This window comes from Lentzea sp. NPDC004782 (assembly GCF_040609115.1).
Classification (GTDB): domain Bacteria; phylum Actinomycetota; class Actinomycetes; order Mycobacteriales; family Pseudonocardiaceae; genus Lentzea.
The window spans coordinates 52763-76263 of the sequence record NZ_JBEXJN010000040.1 but is presented as its reverse complement, the minus strand read 5'-3'; the positions used below and the strand labels follow the sequence as shown (position 1 = coordinate 76263).

The 23501-nt window shown below is 71.5% G+C and carries 15 protein-coding genes; 13 read left to right on the top strand and 2 right to left on the bottom strand.

What is annotated here, in order from left to right:
• Nucleotides 1–48: 48 nt before the first annotated feature.
• Nucleotides 49–1233: a histidine kinase gene (locus tag ABZV40_RS31445; RefSeq protein WP_355449573.1), complete on the top strand. Its 1185-nt coding sequence runs from the start codon at nucleotides 49–51 to the stop codon at nucleotides 1231–1233.
• A complete protein-coding gene (locus ABZV40_RS31440; RefSeq protein ID WP_355449570.1) occupies nucleotides 1227–1895 on the top strand; it encodes a response regulator transcription factor in 669 nt (222 codons plus the stop codon). The genes ABZV40_RS31445 and ABZV40_RS31440 overlap by 7 nt, the downstream gene beginning before the upstream one ends.
• On the opposite strand, the gene ABZV40_RS31435 is transcribed toward ABZV40_RS31440, so the two are convergent.
• Nucleotides 1869–2588: a helix-turn-helix domain-containing protein gene (locus ABZV40_RS31435; protein ID WP_355449567.1), complete on the bottom strand. Its 720-nt coding sequence runs from the start codon at nucleotides 2586–2588 to the stop codon at nucleotides 1869–1871. The genes ABZV40_RS31440 and ABZV40_RS31435 overlap by 27 nt on opposite strands.
• A 178-nt stretch (nucleotides 2589–2766) precedes the next feature.
• Between ABZV40_RS31435 and ABZV40_RS31430 the strand changes: the two genes are divergently transcribed.
• The 11 genes from ABZV40_RS31430 to ABZV40_RS31380 all read left to right on the top strand — a co-directional run bounded on the left by ABZV40_RS31430 (nucleotide 2767) and on the right by ABZV40_RS31380 (nucleotide 21265).
• Nucleotides 2767–3519 (top strand): nuclear transport factor 2 family protein, encoded by a 753-nt coding sequence (locus tag ABZV40_RS31430; protein WP_355449565.1) that lies wholly within the window; start codon nucleotides 2767–2769, stop codon nucleotides 3517–3519.
• A 2-nt stretch (nucleotides 3520–3521) separates the two neighbouring features.
• Entirely contained in the window at nucleotides 3522–4367 is an 846-nt protein-coding gene (locus tag ABZV40_RS31425; RefSeq protein WP_355449562.1) for a protein-ADP-ribose hydrolase, read from the top strand.
• A complete protein-coding gene (locus ABZV40_RS31420) occupies nucleotides 4364–5146 on the top strand; it encodes a hypothetical protein (protein WP_355449559.1) in 783 nt (260 codons plus the stop codon). The genes ABZV40_RS31425 and ABZV40_RS31420 overlap by 4 nt, the downstream gene beginning before the upstream one ends.
• Nucleotides 5143–6228: an NAD(P)-dependent alcohol dehydrogenase gene (locus ABZV40_RS31415; RefSeq protein ID WP_355449556.1), complete on the top strand. Its 1086-nt coding sequence runs from the start codon at nucleotides 5143–5145 to the stop codon at nucleotides 6226–6228. Before ABZV40_RS31420 ends, ABZV40_RS31415 begins: the two co-directional genes overlap by 4 nt.
• A gap of 230 nt (nucleotides 6229–6458) precedes the next feature.
• Nucleotides 6459–12938, top strand: coding sequence for an SDR family oxidoreductase (locus ABZV40_RS31410; protein WP_355449553.1), 6480 nt, complete (start codon nucleotides 6459–6461; stop codon nucleotides 12936–12938).
• Nucleotides 12926–16591, top strand: a complete 3666-nt coding sequence (locus ABZV40_RS31405) for a beta-ketoacyl synthase N-terminal-like domain-containing protein (protein WP_355449550.1) — start codon at nucleotides 12926–12928, stop codon at nucleotides 16589–16591. The genes ABZV40_RS31410 and ABZV40_RS31405 overlap by 13 nt, the downstream gene beginning before the upstream one ends.
• The gene (locus tag ABZV40_RS31400; protein WP_189256896.1) at nucleotides 16591–16851 is read left to right on the top strand and encodes a phosphopantetheine-binding protein; all 261 of its coding nucleotides are present in this window, start codon (nucleotides 16591–16593) and stop codon (nucleotides 16849–16851) included. The genes ABZV40_RS31405 and ABZV40_RS31400 overlap by 1 nt, the downstream gene beginning before the upstream one ends.
• Entirely contained in the window at nucleotides 16844–17611 is a 768-nt protein-coding gene (locus ABZV40_RS31395) for an alpha/beta hydrolase (RefSeq protein WP_355449546.1), read from the top strand. The genes ABZV40_RS31400 and ABZV40_RS31395 overlap by 8 nt, the downstream gene beginning before the upstream one ends.
• Complete coding sequence (locus ABZV40_RS31390) at nucleotides 17608–18735, top strand: nucleotide disphospho-sugar-binding domain-containing protein (RefSeq protein ID WP_355449543.1); 1128 nt, start codon at nucleotides 17608–17610, stop codon at nucleotides 18733–18735. Before ABZV40_RS31395 ends, ABZV40_RS31390 begins: the two co-directional genes overlap by 4 nt.
• Nucleotides 18732–20477, top strand: coding sequence for a class I SAM-dependent methyltransferase (locus ABZV40_RS31385; protein WP_355449540.1), 1746 nt, complete (start codon nucleotides 18732–18734; stop codon nucleotides 20475–20477). Before ABZV40_RS31390 ends, ABZV40_RS31385 begins: the two co-directional genes overlap by 4 nt.
• On the top strand, nucleotides 20474–21265 hold the full coding sequence (locus ABZV40_RS31380) for a hypothetical protein (RefSeq protein WP_355449537.1): 792 nt from the start codon (nucleotides 20474–20476) through the stop codon (nucleotides 21263–21265). The genes ABZV40_RS31385 and ABZV40_RS31380 overlap by 4 nt, the downstream gene beginning before the upstream one ends.
• On the opposite strand, the gene ABZV40_RS31375 is transcribed toward ABZV40_RS31380, so the two are convergent.
• Complete coding sequence (locus ABZV40_RS31375; RefSeq protein ID WP_355449534.1) at nucleotides 21243–23474, bottom strand: glycoside hydrolase family 3 N-terminal domain-containing protein; 2232 nt, start codon at nucleotides 23472–23474, stop codon at nucleotides 21243–21245. The two genes, ABZV40_RS31380 and ABZV40_RS31375, sit on opposite strands and share 23 nt — an antisense overlap.
• Between the last annotated feature and the right edge of the window lie 27 nt (nucleotides 23475–23501).

Sequence of the window (23501 nt, the reverse complement as noted above, 5' to 3'; positions counted from 1 at the left end):
TTGGGGGTGGCACCAGGTACACCCCCGGCGGCCGCCTACGGTTGGATCATGAAGACCCGGCTGCGGCGAGCGCTCACCCGCCTGACCCGCGACCTGTCCTTCCTCGCGCTGGGGGCGCCGCTTCACCTCGTCACGGCGTTCCTGCTGTTCAACGCCTTCGGCCTGGTGTGGGAGATCATCGAGGGCGGGGACGCCAGTGCGCCGGTGCTCCTGGGGATCAACCTGGCGCTGATGATCTTGTGCGTGCCGGTGCTGACCGCGGCCCAGCGGTGGCGCTTCCGGCAGCTGCTCGGCATCGACATCCCGAGGCCGGGGTGGCGGCGGCCGTGGCGCCAGGTCGGCTACCACAGCTTCGCCGGGGCGTTGTTCGGCGCGCTCGAGGTGCTGGTGGTGGGGCTGCTGGCCGCCGGGGTGGCCGCGGCGGCGGTGTACGCGCTGCCCTGGCAGTGGCGGATCGAGCACCTCGGCGTGTTCTCGGAGAAGTACCTCGTCGTGGCCGGGGTGGTCGCGCTGGCCCTCGTCCGGCGCGTGGCCGCCGCCGTCGTGCGCCTGGAGAGCGCGTTCGTGCCGTCGCTGCTCGGCCGCAGCAGGGAGGAGGTCCTCGCACGGCAGGTCGAGGACCTCACGGAGAGCCGGGCCGGCGCGGTGGACGCCGCCGACGCGGAACGGCGGCGCATCGAACGCGACCTGCACGACGGCGCCCAGCAGCGGCTGGTGTCGCTGGCGCTGAACCTGGGCCTGGCCAGGGCGACGCTGGACCTGCCGCCCACCGCGGCCGCGGTGATCGACTCCGCGCACCGCGAGGCGAAGGAGGCGATCGAGGAGCTCAGCACCCTGGTGCGCGGACTGCACCCCGCCGTTTTGGACGAGCTCGGGCTGGACGCGGCGCTGTCGGGGCTCGCCGCTCGCGCCCCGCTGCCCGTGCGGCTGCGGGTGGACCTGCCGCGACGCGCGGCCCCGGCGGTGGAGGCGGTCGCGTACTTCGTCGTGTCCGAGGCGCTGACGAACGTCGCCAAGCACGCGCGCGAGGCGACCAGGGCCGAGGTGACGGTGACCCTGGTGGGCGGGATACTGCGGGTGACGATCGCGGACGACGGCCTGGGCGGGGCCGACCCCGGCCGGGGAACCGGTCTCACGGGGCTCGCCCAGCGCGTGCGGTCGGTCGACGGAACGTTCCGGATGAGCAGTCCCGTGGGGGGACCGACCGTGATGAGCGTGGAGCTGCCTTGCTGAGAAGTGCCGTGATCGCCGAGGACTCCGTGCTGCTGCGGGTGGGCCTGGTCAAGGTCGTGGAGATGGCGGGCTTCGACGTGGTCGCCGAGGCCGGCGACGCGGAGGCGCTGCTGGCCGCGGTCGAGGAGCACCGGCCCGACCTCGCGCTGGTCGACGTCCGGATGCCGCCGGGCTTCACCGACGAGGGCGTGCGCGCCGCGCTGTCGATCCGCCGCACCCGGCCGTCGACGGCGCTGTTGCTGCTCTCCCAGTACGTCGAGGAGCGTTACGCGGCCGAGCTGCTCGCCGCCAACACCAGCGGGGTGGGCTACCTGCTCAAGCACCGGGTCGCGGACGTCGAGGAGTTCGTCGAGGCGCTGCGGCGGGTGGCCGACGGCGGCACCGCGCTCGATCCGCAGGTCGTGGCGCAGCTGCTGGTGCGGCGGCAGAGCGATCCGCTGGAACGGCTGACGGCCCGCGAACGGGAGGTGCTCGCGCTCATGGCCGAGGGGCGTTCCAACGCCGGCATCGCCGCCCAGCTCGTCGTGAGTGAGAGCGCGGTCGCCAAGCACATCAACAGCATTCTCGCCAAGCTCGACCTGCCCAAGGCCGACGCCGACCACCGCCGCGTGCTGGCCGTGCTGCACTTCCTCGGACTAGGAAGCCCGGAACCGCTGCGGTGACATCCCCGTCTCGCGGGCGAAGAACTTGGTGAAGTTGGTGGCCTCGCTGAACCCCAGCCGATGCCCGATCGCGGCCGACGACAGGTCGGTGTGCACGAGCAGGCGCTTGGCCTCCAGCGCGACCCGCGCGTCGATCAACGCCTTGGCCGACCGGCCGGTCGCGGCCATGCAGATCCGGTTGAGGCTGCGCAACGAGTAGCCGATGCGGGCCGCGTAGTCGGCGGCGTTGCGGCTGGTGGCGAACGACCGTTCCAGCTCCTGCTGGAACCGTTCGAACCGGGCGTCGCCGTGGGCGGCGTCCTCCGGGGACGGCAGGCGGGCGATGCGCAGCAGCACCGCGCCCAGCAGCTGGCGGAGCAGGTCCACCGGCTCGTTCGTGAGCAGGTTGCGGCGGTACTCCTGCCTGAGGTCCTGCACGGCGCGGGTGAGGACGGCCCGTTCCGCCTTGGGAGCCGTGAGCATCGTCGGCCCGAACGGGCTCAGCAACTGCCGTGTGCCGTCCAGCGGGGGCGGGAACGCGGGCGTGAAGAGGACCACGAGCGCCTCGACGTCGCCGTCGGGCAGGCGCAGCACGCGGCCGGGGCTGAGGTGCAGCAGCGTGCCGAGTTCGCACGGGTGGTCCACGAAATCGACCATGGTGGTGCCGTGCCCGGTGGTGAACAGGAACAGCTGGTGGAAGTCGGTGCGGTGCACTTTCTTCAGCGTGTCCTCGCTGAGCCTGCGCCGGAGGACGGCGAGGTCGAGTGCTTCCAGCCCCAGCTGCCCGCGGTCGGGGTTGCTGAAGCCGAACTACACCACTTGTCCACTTTTGACCATGGTGAGGCGCGATCCTACCTCGTTCGGCGGCGGTCCGTGCGACATCTTTGCTGCCATGGACAACAAAGAACTCGTGCTCAAGGCCGCCGGTGAACTCTTCGGCGACAAGGACCCGTCCGCTGTGGACCGCTGGGTCGCGCCGGACTACCGCCAGCACAGCGCGCTCATCGGCGACGGCCCCGAGGCGTTGCGCGGTCTCGTCGCCTCACTGCCCCCGGGCTTCCGCTACGAGCCGGCGCGGGTGATCGCCGACGGCGATCTCGTTGCGCTGCACGGCGTCTACCACGGTTTCGGGCCGGAGCCGCTGGTGGCGTTCGACCTGTTCCGGGTGGCGGACGGCAAGCTCGCCGAGCACTGGGACGCCCTCACGCCTCTCGTCCGGGAGACGGCGAGCGGACGGTCCCAGACGGACGGTCAGGCCGCACCCGCGGACGTCGACACCTCGGCTTCCCGCGCGCTGGTGCGGGAGTTCGCCCAGCGGGTGCTGCAGGACGCCGACTACTCGGTGCTCACCGACTACATCTCCACGACGACCTACCTGCAGCACAACCCCGAGGCCGCCGACGGCCTGGCCGGTTTCGGCGCGGCCGCCGCCGAGTGGGCCGGGCAGGGGCGCAACCTCGTCTACAAGACCGTCCACAAGGTCGTGGCCGAGGGCGACTTCGTGCTGCTGCAGTCCGAGGGCGAGTTCGGCGAGCCGGTGGCGTACTGGGACCTGTTCCGGGTCGCCGATGGCAGGATCGTGGAGCACTGGGACGTGATCACGCCCGTGCCGGCCGTCCTGCCGCACGACAACGGCCTGTTCTGACCGTGATCACCGCACTGCCGTTGCGCGACTACCGGTCCGCGATCGCGCTCGACGAACCGTTCCGCCCGCTCAGCCCGCCCGCGCCCGCTCGCCGGCTCGGGGTGGTGACGGCGGAGGCGTTGCGGCTGCTCGGCGAGGACCCGTGGGTGGGGCGGTTCGCCCTGCCGCGCGGGCTCGCCGAGCGGCGGCGGTTGCTGCGGCACCTGTTGACGGTGCGGGAGCCGGCGGCGCTCGACCCCGAGTTGCTGGGGGTGCTGGACGCGGTGCTCGGGGGTGAGCGTCAGGTGGGGCCGCTGGTGGACGTGCGGACGTTGCCGGGGCCGGTGTGGCGCGGCGACATCACCCACCTGATGGCCGACGCGATCGTCAACGCCGCCAACGACGCGCTGCTGGGCTGCTTCCAGCCCGGCCATCCGTGCGTCGACAACGCGATCCACGCCGCGGCCGGGCCGCGGTTGCGCGCCGACTGCCACCGGATCATGACCGCGCAGGCGGCGCCCGAACCCACCGGCACCGCGAAGATCACCCGCGGCTACCACCTGCCGGCACCGTTCGTGCTGCACACCGTCGGACCGATCGTGCGCGGGAAGGTGTTGCCCGCCCACGAAACCGCACTGTCCGATTCGTACCGGTCGTGCCTCGACCTCGCGGCGGAGGTCGAGAAGATCCGCACCATCGCGTTCTGCGGGATCAGCACGGGGATCTTCGGATTTCCCAAGCGGGCGGCGGCGCGCATCGCGGCCGGTACCGTCGTGGACTGGCTGGCCGCGCACCCCGGCCGGTTCGACCGGGTGGTCTTCACGACGTTTAGCGACGAGGACGACGACGCCTACCGGGAGCTGCTGTGACGTTCGAACGCTGGCTGGACGGGGCCGACCGGGTGCTCATCGCGGCGGGCGCCGGGCTGTCGGCCGCCGCCGGGTACGACTACTCCGATCCCGTGCGGTTCGCGGAGCTGTTCCCGGCGCTGCACCGGAAAGGGCTGCGAGCGCGGTACCAGCTGATCGGGTTGCCGCTGCCGCCGCGGCTGTTGTGGGGGTATTGGTCGGTGCACGTCAACGACATCCGGTTCGGCCCGACGCCGAACCCGCTGTACGCGCGGCTGCGGGCGGTGATAGGCGAGCGTGATCACTTCGTGCTGACGTCGAACGTCGACGGGCTGTTCGCGCGCAACGGGTTCGCGGACGTGTGGTCGCCCCAGGGCGACTACGGGCGTTACCAGTGCGAGACGCCGTGCACGCGGCAGACGTGGGAGAGCAGGCCGATCGTCGAGGCGGCACTGGCCACCTGCGACGTGGAGTCCGGGGAGGCTTCGGCGGTGCCGCAGTGCCCCCGGTGTGGCGGGCCGGTGTTCTTCAACGTCCACAAAGGACCCGAATACGTGGCCGACCACCACGTGCCCGACGGCAGGCGGATGCGGGAGTGGCTCGGGCGGGAAGGGCGGCTGCTGGTGGTCGAGATCGGGGCCGGGTTCAGCACGCCGTCGGTGATCCGGTGGCCGGTGGAGTCGTTGGTGCGCAGCGTGCCGGGGGCGCGGCTGGTGCGGATCAACCGGGACCACGCCGACGTGCCGGACGACCTCGAAGCCCTCGCCGTGCGGGCCGATGTGGCGGAGGTGCTGGGGTGAGGATCATCGCGGCCGTCGTCCACCGCCGGCACGGCGACTTCGAGCTCGAGGACGTGCTGCTCGACGAGCCGGGTGAAGGCGAGGTCCTGGTCCGCGTCACCGCCACCGGGATCTGCCACACCGACTCCATCACCCGCCACGGCGACCTGCCGTTCCCGCTGCCCGGCGTGCTCGGCCACGAAGGCGCCGGGGTGGTCGAGGCGGTCGGGCCTGGCGTGCCGGGTGTCGCGGAGGGCGACCACGTCGTGCTCGGCTGGCCGTGGTGCGGTGAGTGTCGCAACTGCCTGGACGGCCGGCCCCGCTACTGCCTGCGGCTCGGCGAGCTGCTGGTCGGCGGCGGCCGGGCGTTGCGCCGGCTGGACGGGTCACCGCTGGCCAGCCACTTCTTCGGGCAGTCGTCGTTCGCCACGCACGCGGTGGTGCCGTACCGGGGGCTGGTGCCCGTGGACACCTCGTTGCCCCTCGACCTGTTGGGACCGTTGGCGTGCGGGCTGTCGACCGGCGCGGGCGCGGTGCTGAACGTGCTGCGGCCGAACGCCGGTTCGTCGATCGTCGTCTTCGGAGCAGGCACGGTCGGGCTGGCCGCGATCATGGCGGCGCGCAACAGCGGGGCGACGCGGATCATCGCGGTCGACCGGCACGAGTCGCGGCTGCGCGCGGCACGCCGGTACGGCGCGACCGAGGTGATCAACGCGACGACCGACGACCCGGTCGGCGCGGTGCACGAGATCTGCGCGGGGCCCGCGGACTTCAGCCTGGAGTGCACCGGGGCCGTGGCGGTGTGCCGCCAGGCCGTGGACTCCGTGGGGATGCGCGGCACGTGCGCGCTCATCGGCGGTGCGCCGGCAGGGGCGCGCATCGAGCTCGACCACCTCAGCACGTTGTGGGGGAAGCGGGTCGTGGGGGTGCTCGGCGGCGAGGGGCGGAGCACGACGTTGATCACGACGTTGCTCGACCTCCACCGGCAGGGGAGGTTTCCGTTCGATGAACTGGTGACGCACTTCCCGTTCGAGCGGATCAGCGCGGCGATCGAGGCCGCGGAGGCCGGGGAAGTGATCAAACCGGTGCTGCGGATGCCATAGCACGGCCCGCCATCCGCGAACCGGCGTAGCGCGGCCCGCCATCTGGGGTCATTCGTCAGGTTACGCACGTGAGAAAGTTTCATCACCCCTCTCGACGGCGACTGTGGTTTGTGCGTACGGTGAGCCCCACAAAAGTACTGGCCAGTAGGTAGCGAACTGAATTCCTTTCTCCCCACCCCCTGCACGGTGAGGAAGCGAGCGCAGTGAACATGCTGTCGGATCGAGATCGGGTGCTGTGTCTGAGTCCGTTCAGCACCCCCAACCCGGCCCTCGTGGTCGCGGCCGAACGAGCGGGCGGCCTCGGCGTGCTCGATCTTGGGCCGCACGCCGCCCGTGACCTGAACCGCGTCGCCCAGCGCCACGAGCGTGCGTTCGCGGTGCGGCTGCACGAACCGTTGACGGGTCCTTTGCCCGACGCGGTCGACACGGTCGTGGTTGATCTCGTTCGGTATGCTCCGAACCTGACTGAACTGGGCGAACGGCGCGTACTCGCCATGGTCACCTCGGTGGCCGAGGCTGTGGCGGCGATCGAGTTCGGGGCCACCGGGCTGATCGCCAAGGGTGCCGAGGCGGGCGGCCGCGTGGGTGGTTCGCCCGCGTTCGTGTTGCTCCAGCAGGTGCTCGCGATCACCGACCTGCCGGTCTGGGTGGCCGGGTCGATCGGGCCGGACACGGCTGCCGCGGCCGTCGCCGGAGGCGCGCGGGGCGTGGTGCTGGAAGGTCAGCTCACCCTGGTCGCCGAGGTGCGAAAACACATTTCCGGTGAAATTGTGAACGCCGTCCGGGTGATGGACGGCGCCGACACGGTCGTGAAGGCCGGGTTGCGTGTGCATGTTCGCCAGAACACGCTCGAAATAGGCCAGGAAGGCGCGTTCGCGGAATTCAACCGCACTTCGTTTGGAACCGTTGGAGGTGTCGTCGGCGCGATTCAGCGGGCCATTCGCGACAATGTCGCCCAGGCGGGCGGCCACCGCTCGCTGCGGGCCGGTGGGTCGTTCTGCGACCGCGTGCCGGGGCTGCGCTACCCGATCGCGCAGGGCCCGATGACCCGTGTGAGCGACCAGCCCGCGTTCGCGCGGGCGGTCGCGGAGGGCGGCGCGCTGCCGTTCCTCGCGCTCGCGCTGATGGAGGGCCCGGCGGTCCGCGAGCTGCTGGAGCAGACCGCGGCCAAGCTCGGCGACCGGCCGTGGGGCGTCGGCCTGCTGGGCTTCGCGCCGGCGGACCTGCGGGCCAGGCAGCTCGAAGCCGTCCTCGCGGTGAAGCCCAGGTACGCGATCGTCGCCGGCGGCACGCCCGCGCAGGCACGCGAGCTGGAGAGCGCGGGGATCGAGGCGTTCCTGCACGTGCCGTCACCCGCGCTGCTGCGCCGGTTCCTCGACGAGGGCGCCCGCAAGTTCGTCTTCGAGGGCTCGGAGTGCGGCGGGCACACCGGTCCTCGCACCAGCTTCACGTTGTGGCAGCAGCAGATCGACGTGCTGCGCGGCCGCGAGAAGGATGTCGTCGCACTGTTCGCGGGCGGCATCCACGACGCACGCTCGGCCGCGATGGTCGACGCGATGACCGCGCCACTGGCGGCACGGGGTGCGGCGATCGGCGTGCTCGTCGGCACGGCCTACCTGTTCACCGAGGAAGCCGTCACGCACGGCGCGATCCAGCCGGTGTTCCAGCAGGTCGCGCTGGAGTGCGAGGACACGGCGCTGCTGGAGACCTCGCCCGGCCACGCGGTCCGCTGCGCCCAGACGTCCTATGTGGACACCTTCGAGCAGGCGCGGGCCGAGCTCGCCGGGTTGCCCAAACAGGAGAGCTGGGAACGGCTCGAACAGCTCAACCTCGGCCGGCTCCGGCTCGCCAGCCGCGGTCTGGTCCGCGGCGAGAACGGACTGGAAGAGGTCGGCGAGGACGAACAACGCCGCGAAGGCATGTTCATGATCGGCCAGGTCGCGACGCTGCGGAACGAGCGCACCACGATCGCCCGGCTGCACGAGGACATCGTCTCCGGCGTGCTGCCCGAAAGCCTCGCCGCAGAAGGAGATCGGAAGCCGCTGGACGTCGCCATCGTCGGCATGGCGGCGATCATGCCGGGCGCCCGCGACGTCGCCGAGTTCTGGTCGAACATCCTCAACGGCACGGACTCCGTCACCGAGATCCCGCCCGACCGCTGGTCGCCGGAACGCTACGACAGCCCGTTCAAGTGGGGCGGGTTCATCCCGCGCACGGCGTTCGACCCGCTCGCCTACGGCATCCCGCCCGCGTCGCTGACCTCGATCGAACCGGCGCAGCTGCTCGCACTGGAGGTCGCGGCGAGGGCGTTGAAGGACGCCGGCTACGAGACGCGGGTGTTCGACCGCGAACGCGCGTCGGTGATCTTCGGCGCTGAGGCCGGTGCCGACCTCGCCAACGCCTACACGGTCCGCACCGCCTTGCCCGCACTGGGCATCCGCGGCCTCGACGACCACCTGCCCGCGCTCACCGAGGACTCGTTCCCCGGCGTGCTCGGCAACGTCATCTCCGGCCGGGTCGCGAACCGGCTCGACCTCGGCGGCGCGAACTACACGGTCGACGCGGCCTGCGCGTCGAGCCTCGCCGCGCTCGACGTGGCGTGCAAGGAACTCGTGGGCGGCACCAGCGACATGGTCCTGTGCGGCGCGGTCGACCTGCACAACAGTGCGCACGACTACCAGATGTTCGCGTCCGTGAAAGCCTTGTCCGCCAAGGGCCGCTGCGCCACGTTCGACTCGGCGGCCGACGGCATCGCGCTCGGCGAGGGCGTCGCGTGCCTGGTGCTCAAGCGGCTCAGCGACGCCGAACGCGACGGCGACCGGGTCTACGCGGTGATCAAGGGGATCGGCGCGTCGAGCGACGGCCGGTCGCTCGGCCTCACCGCACCGCGTCCTGAAGGCCAGCAGAGGGCGCTTCGCAGGGCCTACGCGTCGGCCGGGCTGCCGGTCACGTCCGTGGGGCTGGTCGAGGCGCACGGCACCGGAACCGTGGTGGGCGACCGCACCGAACTGGCGTCGCTGACCGAGATGTTCGCGAGCGTCGAGCCCGGCACCTGCACGATCGGCTCGGTGAAGTCGCAGATCGGGCACACCAAGTGCGCGGCCGGCCTCGCGGGCGTGATCAAGGCGGCGCTGGCCGTGCACACCGGGTTGCGGCCCGGCACGTTGCACGTCAAGCAGCCCAACGCCTTCTGGGACGCCGAGACCAGCCCGTTCGCGTTCGGTCACCGCACCTGGGCGGCGAAGCACCGGGTCGCGGGCGTGAGCGCGTTCGGCTTCGGCGGCACGAACTTCCACACCGTCCTCGCGGGCTACGACGGCGCCGACGGGCCGCGCCACGGCCTGACCCTGTGGCCGGCCGAGCTGTTCCTGATCCGCGGTGAGAACCCCGAAGCCGCGCAACGGGAAGCCGCACGGCTCGCGGCACTCGTCGACCCCATGACCCCGTTGCGCTCGCTGGCCGCGGCTTGCGGCAGCGGCACGGTCCAGGCCGCGTTCGTGGCCAGTGATCACGACGGCTTGCGGTTGGCGCTGGCGGACGTGGCAGCCTGGCGTGCCAACGACGTCGTCAAGCTGCGCGGGGGAGAACGGCCCGAGGTCGCCTTCCTCTACCCCGGTCAGGGCAGCCAGCGTCCAGGCATGCTGCTCGACCTGGTCACGGCGTTCCCGTGGCTGCAGGAGTTCGTGGACTCCCGGTACGAACGGGTGATGTACCCGCCGACCGCGCTCACCGCGGACGACGTGGCCAGGCAACGTGCGGCGATCACCGACACGAGGATGGCCCAGCCGACGCTCGGCATCGCCGGGCTCATGGTCACCGCACTGCTGGAGTCCGTCGGCGTGAAACCGGATCTGGCCGGTGGTCACAGCTACGGCGAGCTGGTCGCGCTCACCGCCGCCGGCGTGTTCGAGCACGCCGACCTGGTCGACCTCAGCGCTGCCCGCGCCGAGGCCATGCTGGCGGCGGTCGGTGCGGACCCCGGCACGATGGCCGCGGTGTCCGCGCCACTGGCCGAGGTCGAGGCGCTCCTGCCGCCGGACGTCGTGGTGGCCAACCACAACGCACCCGACCAGGTCGTGATCTCCGGCCCCACGCGGGCCGTCGAGAACGCCGTCGAGGTGCTGCGCGACGCCGGGCTGAGCGTGAAGAGCATCCCGGTCGCGGCGGCGTTCCACAGCCCGCTGATGGCAGGCGCGCGTGACCGGTTCGCGGCGCGTTTGTCGGCCATGTCCATTGGTGAGACGGCTTTTCCGGTGTGGTCGAACGTCACCGCGCAGCCGCACACCGACGTGCGGGACGGGCTGTCCGCGCAGCTCGCGGGCCGGGTGCGGTTCGTGGACCAGATCGAGTCGATGTACGCGGCGGGCGCGCGGATCTTCGTCGAGGCCGGGCCGGGCGGCGTGCTGACGTCGTTGGTGGGCAAGACCCTCGGCGACCGGCCGCACCAGGCGCTGCGGTGCGACGACCACGTCACGTTCCTGCGCACGCTCGCCGCTCTCGCGGTCGCCGGTGTCGAGGTGGACGCCACGCCGTTGTTCGAGGACAGGGCCGAACCCGCCGCGGTCGTGCCGCAACGGCCGGGCTGGTACGTGGATGGAGGTCTCGTGCGGGACGCGAACGGCGACGCACTTCCTGGCGGGCTGCGGCCCGCGACCGAGTTCCCGACCCTGCGGGTGGGATCGGGGCTGAGCCGGGACGAGATCATCGAGAAGTTCCTGGACGGCATGCGGGACGCGGTCAGCGCCCAGCGCGACGTCCTGCTGAGCTACCTCGGCACCGCGCCGGCCGACGTCCCGCCGCCGAGGCCGGTGGTCGAGCAACGGCCGGTCGTTTCGGAACCTCAGCCGAAGCAGGAGGATGTCGCCGCGGTCGTGCTGCGGACGATCAGCGACCGCACCGGCTACCCGATCGAGATGCTCCAGCCCGGCCTGGACCTGGAGGCCGACCTGTCGATCGACTCGATCAAGCGGACGGAGATCGTCGGCGAGCTCGCCCAGACGCTCGGCGCCTCCGGCTCGATCGACGAGCTGGCCCAGCTCAAGACCATCGAGGGCATCGTCGGCTGGTTCGGCGCCGCACCGGTCAGCGCTCCGGCCAAGGACGTGCGGACCGTGGTGCTGCAGACGATCAGCACCCGCACCGGTTACCCGGTCGAGATGCTGCAACCGGGGCTGGACCTGGAAGCGGACCTGTCGATCGACTCGATCAAGCGCGCGGAGATCGTGGGAGAGCTGGCCCAGGAGCTGGGCGCGCCGGGATCGGTCGACGAGCTGGCGCAGCTGAAGACCATCGACGGGATCGTCGGGTGGTTCGGGGAGGCTCCAGCCCTCGCCGCCACGCCCGCACCGGCCCCACTGCGCGTCGGGGGCACGGGCCGGCTCGTGCGCCTGGTGCCGCGGGTCGTGCCCTGTGAGCCGGCTGAACCCGTCGACCTCACCGGCAAGAGCGTGCTGATCGTGGACGACAACGGCATCGGCCTCGAACTCGCCGACCTCCTCGAACGCCACACCGCCCGCCCGCGCGTCGAACCGGTCTTCCCGGCCGATCTCACCGGCATCGACGTGATCATCAGGCTCGGCGCCCGGTTGCCCGAGGCGTTCAGCGAGGTCAAAGCCTGCGTCACCAACGGCGTCAACCTGCTGGTGGTCACCACGGGCGGCGGTGCGTTCGGCTTCGACCACACCCCGGACGAGCTGCCCGCCGACATCGGCCTGCACGGCCTGATCCGCACGGCCGCGCTGGAGCACCCGGACCTCGTGGTGCGCGCGGCCGACGTCAACTCCAAGGAGAGCCACCGCGACATCGCCACGGCGTTGCTCGCGGAGATCGGCCCCGGCCCGGCGGTCGTCGGCTACCAGGCGGGCAAGCGCCAGGTCATCGAGGCCGTGCCGGCCCAACTCGGCACCAGTTCGATCGATCTGAACGCCGACAGCGTCGTGCTGCTGACCGGCGGCGCGCGAGGCATCACCGCGCTGGCCGCCACCGCGCTCGCCGACCGCACCGGCTGTCACATCGAGCTGATCGGCCGCACCCCGATCGCGCCGGAGGACCACCGCCTGAGCCACGCCACCACCGAGCCTGAACTGGTCAAGGCGCTGTTCGAGTTCGGCGAGAAGGAGAACGTCCCGGCCAGGGCCCGCAAGGTCCTCGCCGAACGCGAAGTCCGCCAGACCCTGGAACGGTTGCGCGCCAAGGCGTCGAGCGTGCGGTACCACGAGTGCGACGTCACGGACGCCGCCGCGGTGACCAAGGTGCTGGACGACGTCAAGGCGAGGTTCGGCCGCATCGACGGCGTCATCCACGGCGCGGGGGTGCTGGACGACAAGCTGATCACCGCCAAGACCCAGGAGTCGTTCGACCGGGTCTGGGCCACGAAGGTCAACGGCGCCAAGGCAGTCGGCACTCTTGGCACCGAAGGCTTCCTGGTGCTGTTCGGCAGCGTCAGCGGCGTGTTCGGCAACCGCGGCCAGGCCGACTACTCGGCCGCGAACGACGCCCTCGACCGGATGGCCCGGTTCTGGGGCACGCAACGCAGGGTCGTCGCCGTCGACTGGGGTCCCTGGGCGGGCGCGGGCATGGCGGTCGGCCTGGCCGACGAGTACGCGCGGCGCGGTATCGGGCTGATCGACCCCGAGCAGGGCGTCGAGGCGTTGCTGAACGAGATCGCCGGCGGCACCGACGTGCAGGTGGTCTACCGATGGGAGGCATAGCGATCGTCGGGATCGGCGCCGTCTTCCCCGGTGCCCCCGACGCGACGACGTTCTGGCGCAACATCGTCACCGGCGTCGACGCCATCGGGCAGATCCCGCCCGGACGCTGGGACCCGGCCACCTACTACGACCAGGACAGCACCTCCGGCGACCGGTTCTACTGCCGCCGGGGCGGGTTCGTCGACGACCTGGCGGAGTTCGACCCGACCAGGTTCGGCATCATGCCGTCCACAGTGGACGGCGCGGAACCGGACCAGCTGCTCGCCCTCGCCACGGCCGCCGAGGCCATCGCGGACGCGGGCGGCGAGTCGGCGCTGCCGGCACGCGACCGGGTCGGCGTGGTGGTCGGGCGCGGTGGTTACCTCACGCCCGGCTGCGCCCGCCTCGACCAGCGCGTGCGGCTCGCGGACGAGGTCGTGTCGGTGGTCCGCGACCTCTTCCCCAGCCTGGCCGGGTCCGACCTCGACACCGTCCGCGAGGCCATCCGGGACCGCCTCGGCCCGGAGCAGCCCGAGTCGTCGATCGGGCTCGTGCCGAACCTCGCGGCGTCCAGGATCGCCAACAGGTTCGACCTGAAGGGCACGGCTTACACGGTCGACGCGGCCTGCGCGTCCGGCCTGGTCGCCGTCGAGCACGCGGTCCGCGAGCTCCAGGAGGGCCGCGCGGACGCCATGCTCGCCGGTGCCGTGCACGTCTGTCACCACCCGACGCTGTGGAGCGTCTTCACGCAGCTCAGGGCGTTGAGCCCGACTGAACGCATCCGGCCGTTCGACGCGAACGCCGACGGCACGCTGCTGTCCGAGGGCGTCGGCATGGTGCTGCTCAAGCGTCTCGAAGACGTCGGCGACGAGCGCGTGTACGCGGTGATCCGCGGCATCGGCACGGCCAGCGACGGCCGCGCGACCAGCATGATGACCCCCAACCCCGAGGGTCAGCTCCTCGCCGTGCAACGGGCCTGGGCCAACGCGGGCCTGGACCTGCGCGACGACGGGCTCGGCCTGATCGAGGCCCACGGCACCGCCACGCCCGCCGGTGACGCCGCGGAACTCGCCACGATGATCAACGCGTTCGGCGCGGACGGCGACGAGATCGGCATCGGCACGGTGAAGTCGATGATCGGCCACGCCATGCCCGCCGCCGGGATGGCCGGGCTGATCAAGGCCGCCCTCGCGTTGCACCACAACACGTTGCCGCCGACGCTGAACGTCGAACAGCCGCACAGTTCGTTGCAGGGCACCAGGTTCAGGCCGGTCGTGGAGGCCCGCGAGTGGGCCGGACCGCACCGGGCGGTCGTGAACGCGTTCGGGTTCGGTGGCATCAACGCCCACGCCGTGCTCGACGGCCACACGGTCGCCAAGCCGCGCAAGCCGGTCATGACCTTCGCCGCCGACACCGCGGAAGAGCTGGCCAGGGCGGTCGCGGAACGCCGGTGCTCGAACGCCGACCGCGCGTTCCGGCTCGCCATCGGCAACCCCGACGACCGCAAGCTCAAGCTCGCCGAGCGGATCATCGCGCAGGGCAGGGCGTGGCCGGGCCGGCACGACATCTGGTTCGCCCACGAGCCGCTCCTGACCAGCACCGACCAGGTCGCGTTCCTGTTCCCGGGCTTCGAGCGCGAGTTCAGCGGCGAGGTCGTCGACCACGCCGTCGGGCTGCTGCAGGACGGCCGCCGCGAGGCCCGCGAGCTGATGGCGCTCGGCATCACGCCCGGCGCGCTCGCGGGGCACAGCATGGGCGAGTGGACCGCGATGGTCGTCGGCGGCATCTACCCGACGATCGACGAGTTCGTCGGCGCGCTCGGTCCCGGCGCGGTCGCGGTCGTCGACATCGCCTACGCCGCCCTGGGGTGCTCGGCCGGCACCGCTGAGCCGCACCTGATCGACGGCGTGACGATCAGCCACGACAACTGCCCGCACCAGTCGGTGATCTGCGGCCCGCTCGACCGTCTCGAACTCGTGCTCGCCAAGCTCAAGGCCGACGGCGTGATGGCCCAGCTCATGCCGTTCCGCACCGGCTTCCACACCCCGGCGCTCGCGCCCCACCTGGACCGCGCCAAGGAGATGCTCGACCAGCTGCCGGTCCGCGCGTCGGACATCCCGGTGTGGTCGGCGAACTCGCTCGAACCCATGGCCGCGGCCGAGGTCCGCGACCTGGTGCTGCGCCACCTGGTCGAGCCGGTGAAGTTCCGCCCGCTGCTGGAACGCCTGCACCAGGCGGGTTTCCGCGCGTTCGTCCAGATCGGACAGGGCAGCCTGCCGGGGTTCGTCGCCGACACGCTGTCGGACCGCCCGCACCTCGCGGTGAACGCCGGCATCGCACCGGAAGCGCTGTGGGCGTTCGGGCTCAAGCGCGGCACCAGCCACAAGGTCAAGCTGCGGCTCGGCACGCCGAAGATCAAGGTCGACGCGCTCGGCACCGAACCGGTGCTGATGACCGACGACAGCCCGATGTCCGCCGCGGTCAACGCACTGCTCGCCCACACCAACGCGGTCGCGCGCGAGGTCGTCGGCGCGCTCAGGCCGAACGAGGCCGGGTTCACCCGCGAGTTCTCCTTGCGCACCATGCCGGAACTGGTGGACCACTCGGTGTTCCCGCAGCCGCCGGGCTGGCCGGACCTCGCCGACGGGTTCCCGATCGTGCCCGCGACCGGTCTGCTGGAGGTGTTCGCGGACGCGGCGCGACGGCTCACCGGCGGCACCGTGCACGGGTTCGCCGAGGTCAGGGCCAAGCGCTGGCTCACCGCGCTGCCCGCGACGACCGTGAAGATCACCGCCCGCGCGGAAGGCCCCGGCCGCGTCGTGGTCAAGGTCGGCGACTACGCCGAGGGAGTCGTGCTGATGGCACCGGTGGCGCCGCAGCGGGTCGGCGAGGAGCTGGAGGGCGTCCGCGAGGCGCCGGTCAGCGCGGCCGAGCTGTACCGGGACAACTGGATGTTCCACGGACCGGCGTTCGCGGGCGTGACGAAGATCGACTGCCTGGCGGACAACGGGATCGCCGGTGTCCTCACGCCGTTGCCCGCGCCGGGCGCGTTGCTGGACAGCGCGGGACAGCTGATCGGGCACTGGATGCAGGTCAGCCTCACCGTCGACCAGACGGTGCTGCCGACCGGGATCGAGCGGGTGTCGTTCCACGGTCCCGCGCCGACCGGTGACGTCCACTGCACGGCCTGGATCCGCTCGGTGACCGCCCAGGAGATGGTCGCCGACGCCGAGCTGACCGTGAACGGTGAGCTGTGGTGCCGGATCACCGGCTGGACCACCCGCCGGTTCACCACCGACGACCGGATCTGGCAGGTGAAGCTGCGACCCGGTACCGAGATGCTGTCCACAAGGGACGGCGAGTGGCTGAACGTCACCGAGAACTGGTCCGACAGCGCCACCCGCGACCTGATCATGCGCCGCTACCTGAACTCCGCCGAACGGCTGCACTACGCCGGGCTGGACGTACCGGCGCAACGGGACTGGCTGCTGCGCGTGATCGCGGTGAAGGACGCCGTGCGCGCGTGGCTGTGGGACCGCGGAGCCGGGCCGATCTACCCCGTCGAACTCACCGTGGACGCCGCCGCTCGGGTGCGCGGGGCGTTCGCCGTGCCTCAGATCGAAGTCATCGCGGAGCAAGGACGGGCCGCCGCCCGCGTGCGAACGGAGAAGTGATGGACGAGGTGCTGCAGCAGGTCGCCAAGATGATCACCGAGGTGGTCGGGCCCGACTTCCTGCTGGGCGTGGAGATCACCAGGGACACCACGTTCAGCGACGACCTCGGGCTGGAGTCCATCGAGTTCGTGGCGCTGGCGGACAAGCTCAACGCCCACTACGGCGTCGACCTCGTGGCGTTCCTGGCGGACATGGACATCGACGAGATCATGGCGATGTCCGTGGGCCGTCTCGTCGACCACATCACGGCGCGTGTCTGAGGTCCACGCCCGAGGGCTGCGGTTCCACGTGCAGCGGCTCGGGCCCGCAGACGCTCCCACGATCATGTTCGTGCACGGCCTCGTGATGGACAACCTGTCCAGCTTCTACTACACGCTCGCCGCGCCGCTGGCCCAGGCCGGGTTCGGCACCGTGCTGTTCGACCTGCGCGGGCACGGGCTGTCCGAACGGCCGCCTTCGGGCTACACGCCGGAGGAGAGCGCGGAAGACCTCGTCGCGGTGCTCGACGAGATCGGCGTGACCGAGCCGGTCTTCCTGCTGGGCAACAGCTACGGCGGAGTGGTCGCGATGCACGCGGCCGTCCAGGCGCCGGAACGGGTCGGCGGTGTCGTGCTCGTCGAGTCGGCGTGCGGGGGAGTGGTCGGCGACGCGTGGTTCGAGGACATCACGAACACGCTCACCGTCGCCGCGCTGGGCCTGGAGTTCGACCGGACGCAGGACCAGCTGATGGCGCTGGGCCAGCGCAAGATCGCGAAGCTCGCGGTGAACGCCAACGCGTTGCTCAACGGGACGACGTTGATCGACGACCTCGGCTCCGGCGCGAAGCTCGACCTGACGCAGGTGCGGTGCCCGGTGCTCGGCGTGTACGGCGCGGAGTCCGAGCTGGTCGGGGCGGCGGCGGAACTGCGGGAGCGGATCCCGTCGTGCCGCCTGCACATCGTGTCCGGGCTGGGCCACACGGTGTTGCGCGAGGCCACGACCGAGCTGCTCGACGTGCTGCTGGACTGGTTGCCGTCATGAGCCGGTACCTGTTCGCGGTGCCGCCGCTGACCGGTCACGTCAACCCGACCGCGTCGGTGGGAGGTGAACTGCTGGCGCGCGGGCACTCGGTCGCGTGGGTCGGCCACCCCGGAACCTTGGCGCCGTTGCTGCCGGACAACGCGGTGGTCTTCCCGGCGATCGACGACGTGCTGGAGGCCGACATCCGGGCGAAACGGGAGCGGTGGCTCGCGTTGCGCGGGATGGCGGTGCTCAAGTTCTTCTGGGAGGAGTTCCTGATCCCCCTCGGTCACGCGATGGTCCCCGGTGTCTCGGACGCGGTCGCGCGGTTCGGCCCCGACGTGATCGTCGCTGACCAGCAGGCGCTGGCGGGACCGGTGGTGGCGCGGAACGCCGGGCTGCCGTGGGTGACCTCGGCGTCGACGTCGGCCGAGCTGATCAATCCACTGAGGACGATGCCGAAGGTCGACGCGTGGGTGCGCGGCCTGCTGTACGACTTCGCCCGCGGGGACATCAGGTTCTCCGACCGCTTGGTGCTGGTCTACAGCTCGAAAGCGCTGGTGGCGGGCGAGTTCGGTGACGAGGTCGCGTTCGTCGGACCTGCCTTGACGCACCGGGTCGAGCGGACGAGCTTTCCGTGGGAGCGGTTGAGCGGTCAGCGGCGTGTGCTGGTGTCGCTCGGGACCCTGAACGGACCGGCGGGCGAGCGGTTCCTCGGCCAGGCGCTGGAAGCGGTGGCGGACCTGGACGTCCAGGTGGTGATGGTCGCGCGGCCGCGGCCCGCTCCCGCCAACGTGCTGATGCTGCCGTCCGTGCCGCAGCTCGCGCTGATGCCGCACCTGGACGCGGTCGTCACGCACGGCGGCCACAACACGGTGTGCGAGGCGTTGGCGCACGGGTTGCCGTTGGTCGTGGCACCGATCCGGGACGACCAGCCGACCGTGGCCGCCCAGGTCGTGGCGGCGGGCGCGGGCGTGCGGCTGACCTACTCGCGGGCACGGGCCGCGGACATTCGCAGTGCGCTGGAGTCCGTGCTCGACGAGCCGGAGTACGGGCTCGCGGCGGAGCAGGTGCGGGAGTCGTTCTCGGCGGCAGGCGGCGCGACGGCCGCGGCCGACCTACTGGAGAAGGTGGTGGCCGGGTGATCCTGAGCGTGTTGGTGGTGCTGGTCGTCCTCTTGGACGTCCTGCGCCTGCGGTCCCGCGCGTCCAAGCTGCGAGTGCTCGTCAGGGGCGCGGGCGAGCACTCGCTTCTCACCGCCACCGGGGTCCATCCCGAGGGCTCCTGGCAGACCGGTGCCGATCTCGTCGACCTCGTGCCGCGCGACCTGCCGACGGTGGCCGCGCTCGACCTGCTCGGCGCGGTCGACCCGGCCGAGTACGCCGACGACCAGTGGGCTCGCGGGGTCAGCGCGTCGCAGGCCGTGCTGGTGCGCGAGCAGTTCGTCGAGGAGATCAACCCCGACGACCCGACGGAGTTCGTGGCGTTCGTGCGCAGGGTCAAGGACCACGTGCGGGCACGCGTCGAGATCGCGGTCGCGCCGGGACTGAAGGCCGGCCCGTACGACCTCGGGTACCGCGCGGCCACGTTGCGGCAGCTCGGCAAGCGGCCGTCGCTGTGGATCGCGGGCTCGGTCATCGGGTACGCGACCGTCGTGGCCGCGCTGGTCACGGACTGGCGGTGGGGACTGGTCGCGCTGGCCGCGTACTGGGCGCACCCGGTGCTGGTCTTCGCGGGAACGCCGTTGCGGCCGCGCGACCTGTGGGTGCCGCGGTTCGTGCGCACGCCCTACCTGTGGCTGAAGACCGCGGGTGGCAAGAAGTCCACGGCCGAGAAGCGGCAGGCCGAGCACCTCAGGCAGGCCACGCCGTGGTACGAGGAGAACCGCTCCAGGAACTTCCACGAGGCCCGGCGCGACAACTGCCCGTCGTGCGGCAGCACCGACCTGCGCCGCTGGGTCACCGCCACGGACCTGGTGCAGCGCAAGCCCGGCACGTTCACGATGGACCGGTGTGTCCGATGTGGACACGTCTGGCAGAATCCGCGGCTGTCCGAGGAGGGCCTGGGCTTCTACTACCGCGACTTCTACGACGGCCTCGGCGAGACCTCGGCCGAGGCGGTGTTCTCCGGCAAGACCGACCCGTACTACGGCCGGGCGCGGATGGTCGAACCGTTCACGAAACCCGAGCGGTGGCTCGACGTCGGCTCCGGGCACGCGCACTTCTGCCTGGGCGCCAAGGAGGTCCTGCCGTCCACCGTGTTCGACGGGCTCGACCAGGGTGCGGCGATCGAGGACGCGGCCCGGCTCGGCCGGATCTCGCAGGCCTACCGCGGCACCTTCAAGGAGTTCGCGGGCGAGCTCAAGGGCCGCTACGACGTGATCAGCATGCACCACTACCTGGAGCACGTGCGGGACCCGTGGGAGGAGCTCGACATCGTCGCGGACGTGCTTCCCGACGGCGGCTACCTGCTGATCGAGCTGCCGGACCCGGAGTGGCGGCTCGGGCGGTTGTTCGGCAAGTACTGGATGCCGTGGTTCCAGCCGCAGCACCAGCACATGATGCCGATCGGCAACCTGGAGCACGCGCTCGCCGACCGCGGCCTGACCACAGTGGCCACCGAACGCTCGAAAGCCCATCTGTGCAACGACTTCACCCTCGCGTTGCTGCTGTTCCTGGGCAACATCGCGCCCCGCACGCCCGCGCCGTGGCGGCCGGAACGGGTCCGGTTGCGCCGCACGCGCAGCTTCCTGGTGTGGTCACTGGGGATTCCGGCGTTCTTCGTCGCGATGGCGCTGGACCAGACGGTGAACCGGTTCCTCGCGGCCCGCACCGGCAACGGCAACGCCTACCGGCTGCTGGCCCGGAAATCGGCACAGCAGGCATGATCGACATCGCGGATCGGCCCGAGATCGCGCCGGAGCTCAGGCTGGTGCCGCACGCGTTCCGGCGCACGTTCGGCAGGCCCGCGGCGGGCGTCTGGTACGCGCCGGGCGTGCTGAACCTGCTCGGCGGCGCTCTCAAAGTGCACGCCAAGTGGGGCGCCATCGTGGCGGGGGACCGGCGTGACGACGGCCTGCTCGAACTGGTGTCGGTGAACCGGCCGACCGAGCGTGCGCTGCTGCCGTCCGGCGACGTCCCGGCGTGGGCAGCCCCGCTGTCCGGCAGCTCCGGCGGCGCCACGCTGATGTGCAGCATCGACCTGCCGCAGGGCAGCGGCCTCTCCGCAGGCGAAGCCCTGCGAACCGCAGTAGCCCTGGCCCTGCGCGACCTGACCGGAACCCCCGACGTTTGCGATGAAGGGCTCCTTCATCCACCTGAGGTCGATGAAGGAGCCCTTCATCGTTTCCTCGTCGTCGACACTCGGGTGAGGAGGCCGGAGCCGCAGGTGGAGCGGGCGTACGTCTATGAGGGCGGCGATCTCGGCGCGGCTTTGACGGCGTACCACCGCGCGCAGGACCCGGATCCCGAGCAGGACGCGGTGGTGGAAGCCGCGCTGGCCGCCGGTGCGCGCGGGGCGAGCATGCTCCTCGACCCGCCGGGCAGGCCCGCGGTCGCGCTGGTCGACGCGGACCTCGTCCCGGCGGTGAAGAAGGCGATCACGAAGGCGGTGCAGATCCCGCCCCGCTACCTCACGATCGCGCCCAGCCGCCTCAGCACTGAGGCTTTACGGTGAACTCCGCCCGGCGCAGGTCCTTCGAGCTCGGCCCCACCAGGAGGGCGAAGTCGCCGGGCTCGACCACGCGGCACCCGTGCCGGTCGACGATCGTGCAGGCGGCGACCGGGAGCTCCAGCGCGACCTTCGCGGTCTCGCCGGGCTCCAGGTCGACCTGCCGGAACGTCTTGAGCTCCTTGTCCGCCCAGCTCACCGACGTGACGGCGTCGCTCACGTAGACCTGCACGGTCTCGCGGGCGGGCCGGCTGCCGGTGTTGGTCAGCGTGATCGAGGCCCGCACGGTCTCGTCCGGCCGCAGCACCGTCGTCTCCACGTGCAGCTCGCCGTACTCGACCGTCGTGTACGACAGGCCCTCGCCGAACGCGAACGCCGGTTCCTGTGTGAGGTCGGCGTAGCGGGAGCCGTGCTGGCCGCGGATCTGGTTGTAGTACGTCGGCTGCTGCCCGGCGTGCACGGCGAACGAGATCGGCAGCCGGCCGCTGGGTTCGATCAGGCCGTGCAGCAGCTCGGCGATCGCCTGGCCGCCCTGCATGCCGGGGTTGGCCGCCCACACGAGTGCGGCGGCGTTGCGGGCGGAGTCCGGCAGCACCAGCGGTTTCGACGCCAGCAGCACGACGATCAACGGCGTGCCGGTCTCCGCGAGCGCGTCCAGCAGGGCGATCTGGCCGCCGATCAGGTCGAGCGTGGCGGTGGAGCGGCCCTCGCCGACCAGTTCGATGCGGTCGCCGACGACGGCCACCACGTAGTCGGCTTCCCCGGCGGCTGCGACGGCTTCGGCGATGAGCTCAGCATCCGGCGGGCACGGCTGCACGATGCGCGGGCGGGGTTGGCCGTCCGGGAACGTCTCGCCCTCGGGGTCCGGTTCGAGCGTGAGGATGTCCGCGCCGCGGGCGTACGTGACGTCGGACGAGAGTTCGCGCAGCCCGTCCAGGACCGTGGTGATCATCTCGCGGGGCTGGCCGCCGGGCAGCCAGTCGGCCTGGCCGGACGAGCCCGCCCAGTCGCCGAGCTGGGTCTGCGCGTCGTCGGCGAGCGGACCGACGACGGCGATCCGGCCCTTGCGCAACGGCAGCACGCCTTCGTTGCGCAGCAGCACCAGCGATCGGCGCGCGACCTGGAGGTTCAGCGCCACGTGGTCGTCGTGGTTGATCACGACCCGCTGGCGTTCGGGGTCGGGCCGGCGCGGGTTCTCGAACAGCCCGAGGTCGAACTTGAGCGTCAGGATCCGGCTGACCGCCTGGTCGAGGTCCTTCTCGTCGAGGAGACCGCCCTCGATCGCCTGCAGCGCGCCCTCGAAGAACTGCGGGGTAGTCATGATCATGTCGTTGCCCGCCTTCACCGCGGCCGCGGCGGCGTGCGCGTAGTCGGGCTGCAGCTTCTGCTCCCAGACCATGCGGCCGACGTTGTCCCAGTCGGTGACCAACGTGCCCTGGTAACCCCATTCGCCGCGCAGCACCTCGTCCAGCAGCCACGAGTTGACCGTGATCGGCACGCCGTCGGTGGTCTGGTAGCCGAGCATGAACGTCGCGCAGCCCTCCCGCGCGACCCGTTCGAACGGCGGCAGGAACCACGACCGCAGCTTGCGCCGCGACAGGTCGGCCTCGCTCGCGTCCCGGCCGCCCTGCGTCTCGGAGTACCCGGCGAAGTGCTTGGCGGTGGCGAGGATGGCGGTCTCGTCGGTCAGCCCGTCGCCCTGGTAGCCGCGCACCATCGCCGCCGCGAGCTCGCCGATCAGCACCGGGTCCTCGCCGAACGTCTCGTCGACGCGGCCCCAGCGCAGGTCCCGCGCGATGCACAGCACCGGTGAGAACGTCCAGTGCACGCCGGTCGCCGACGCTTCTGTCGCGGTGACGCGGGCGACCTGCTCGACGAGCTGCGGGTCCCAGGTCGCCGCCATGCCGAGCTGGGTCGGGAAGATCGTGGCGCCCTCGTGGAACGAGTGGCCGTGGATGCAGTCCTCGGCGATGAGCAAGGGAATGCGCAACCGTGTCCGCGTGGTGAGGTCGTGCGCGCGCAGCACCCGTTCCGGCGAGGTGTGCAGGATCGAGCCGACGTGCTTGCCCAGCACGTGGTCGTCCAGGTCCTCCCGCGAGTCCAGCTGCATCATCTGCCCGACCTTCTCGGGCAGCGTCATGCGCCCGAGGAGGTCGGCGACCCGCGTCGCGGTGGGCAGCGTGGCGTCGAGGTAGGGCACGTCGTCGCGATCCATGTGGTCTCCGAGAGGACTCGTGCGGCG

Coding starts and splice junctions, on each gene's coding strand:
- ABZV40_RS31380 (WP_355449537.1), top strand. CDS start 20,474: ATGATCGACATCGCGGATCGGCCCGAGATCGCGCCGGAGCTCAGGCTG.
- ABZV40_RS31430 (WP_355449565.1), top strand. CDS start 2,767: ATGGACAACAAAGAACTCGTGCTCAAGGCCGCCGGTGAACTCTTCGGC.
- ABZV40_RS31405 (WP_355449550.1), top strand. CDS start 12,926: ATGGGAGGCATAGCGATCGTCGGGATCGGCGCCGTCTTCCCCGGTGCC.
- ABZV40_RS31400 (WP_189256896.1), top strand. CDS start 16,591: ATGGACGAGGTGCTGCAGCAGGTCGCCAAGATGATCACCGAGGTGGTC.
- ABZV40_RS31375 (WP_355449534.1), bottom strand. CDS start 23,474: ATGGATCGCGACGACGTGCCCTACCTCGACGCCACGCTGCCCACCGCG.
- ABZV40_RS31390 (WP_355449543.1), top strand. CDS start 17,608: ATGAGCCGGTACCTGTTCGCGGTGCCGCCGCTGACCGGTCACGTCAAC.
- ABZV40_RS31445 (WP_355449573.1), top strand. CDS start 49: ATGAAGACCCGGCTGCGGCGAGCGCTCACCCGCCTGACCCGCGACCTG.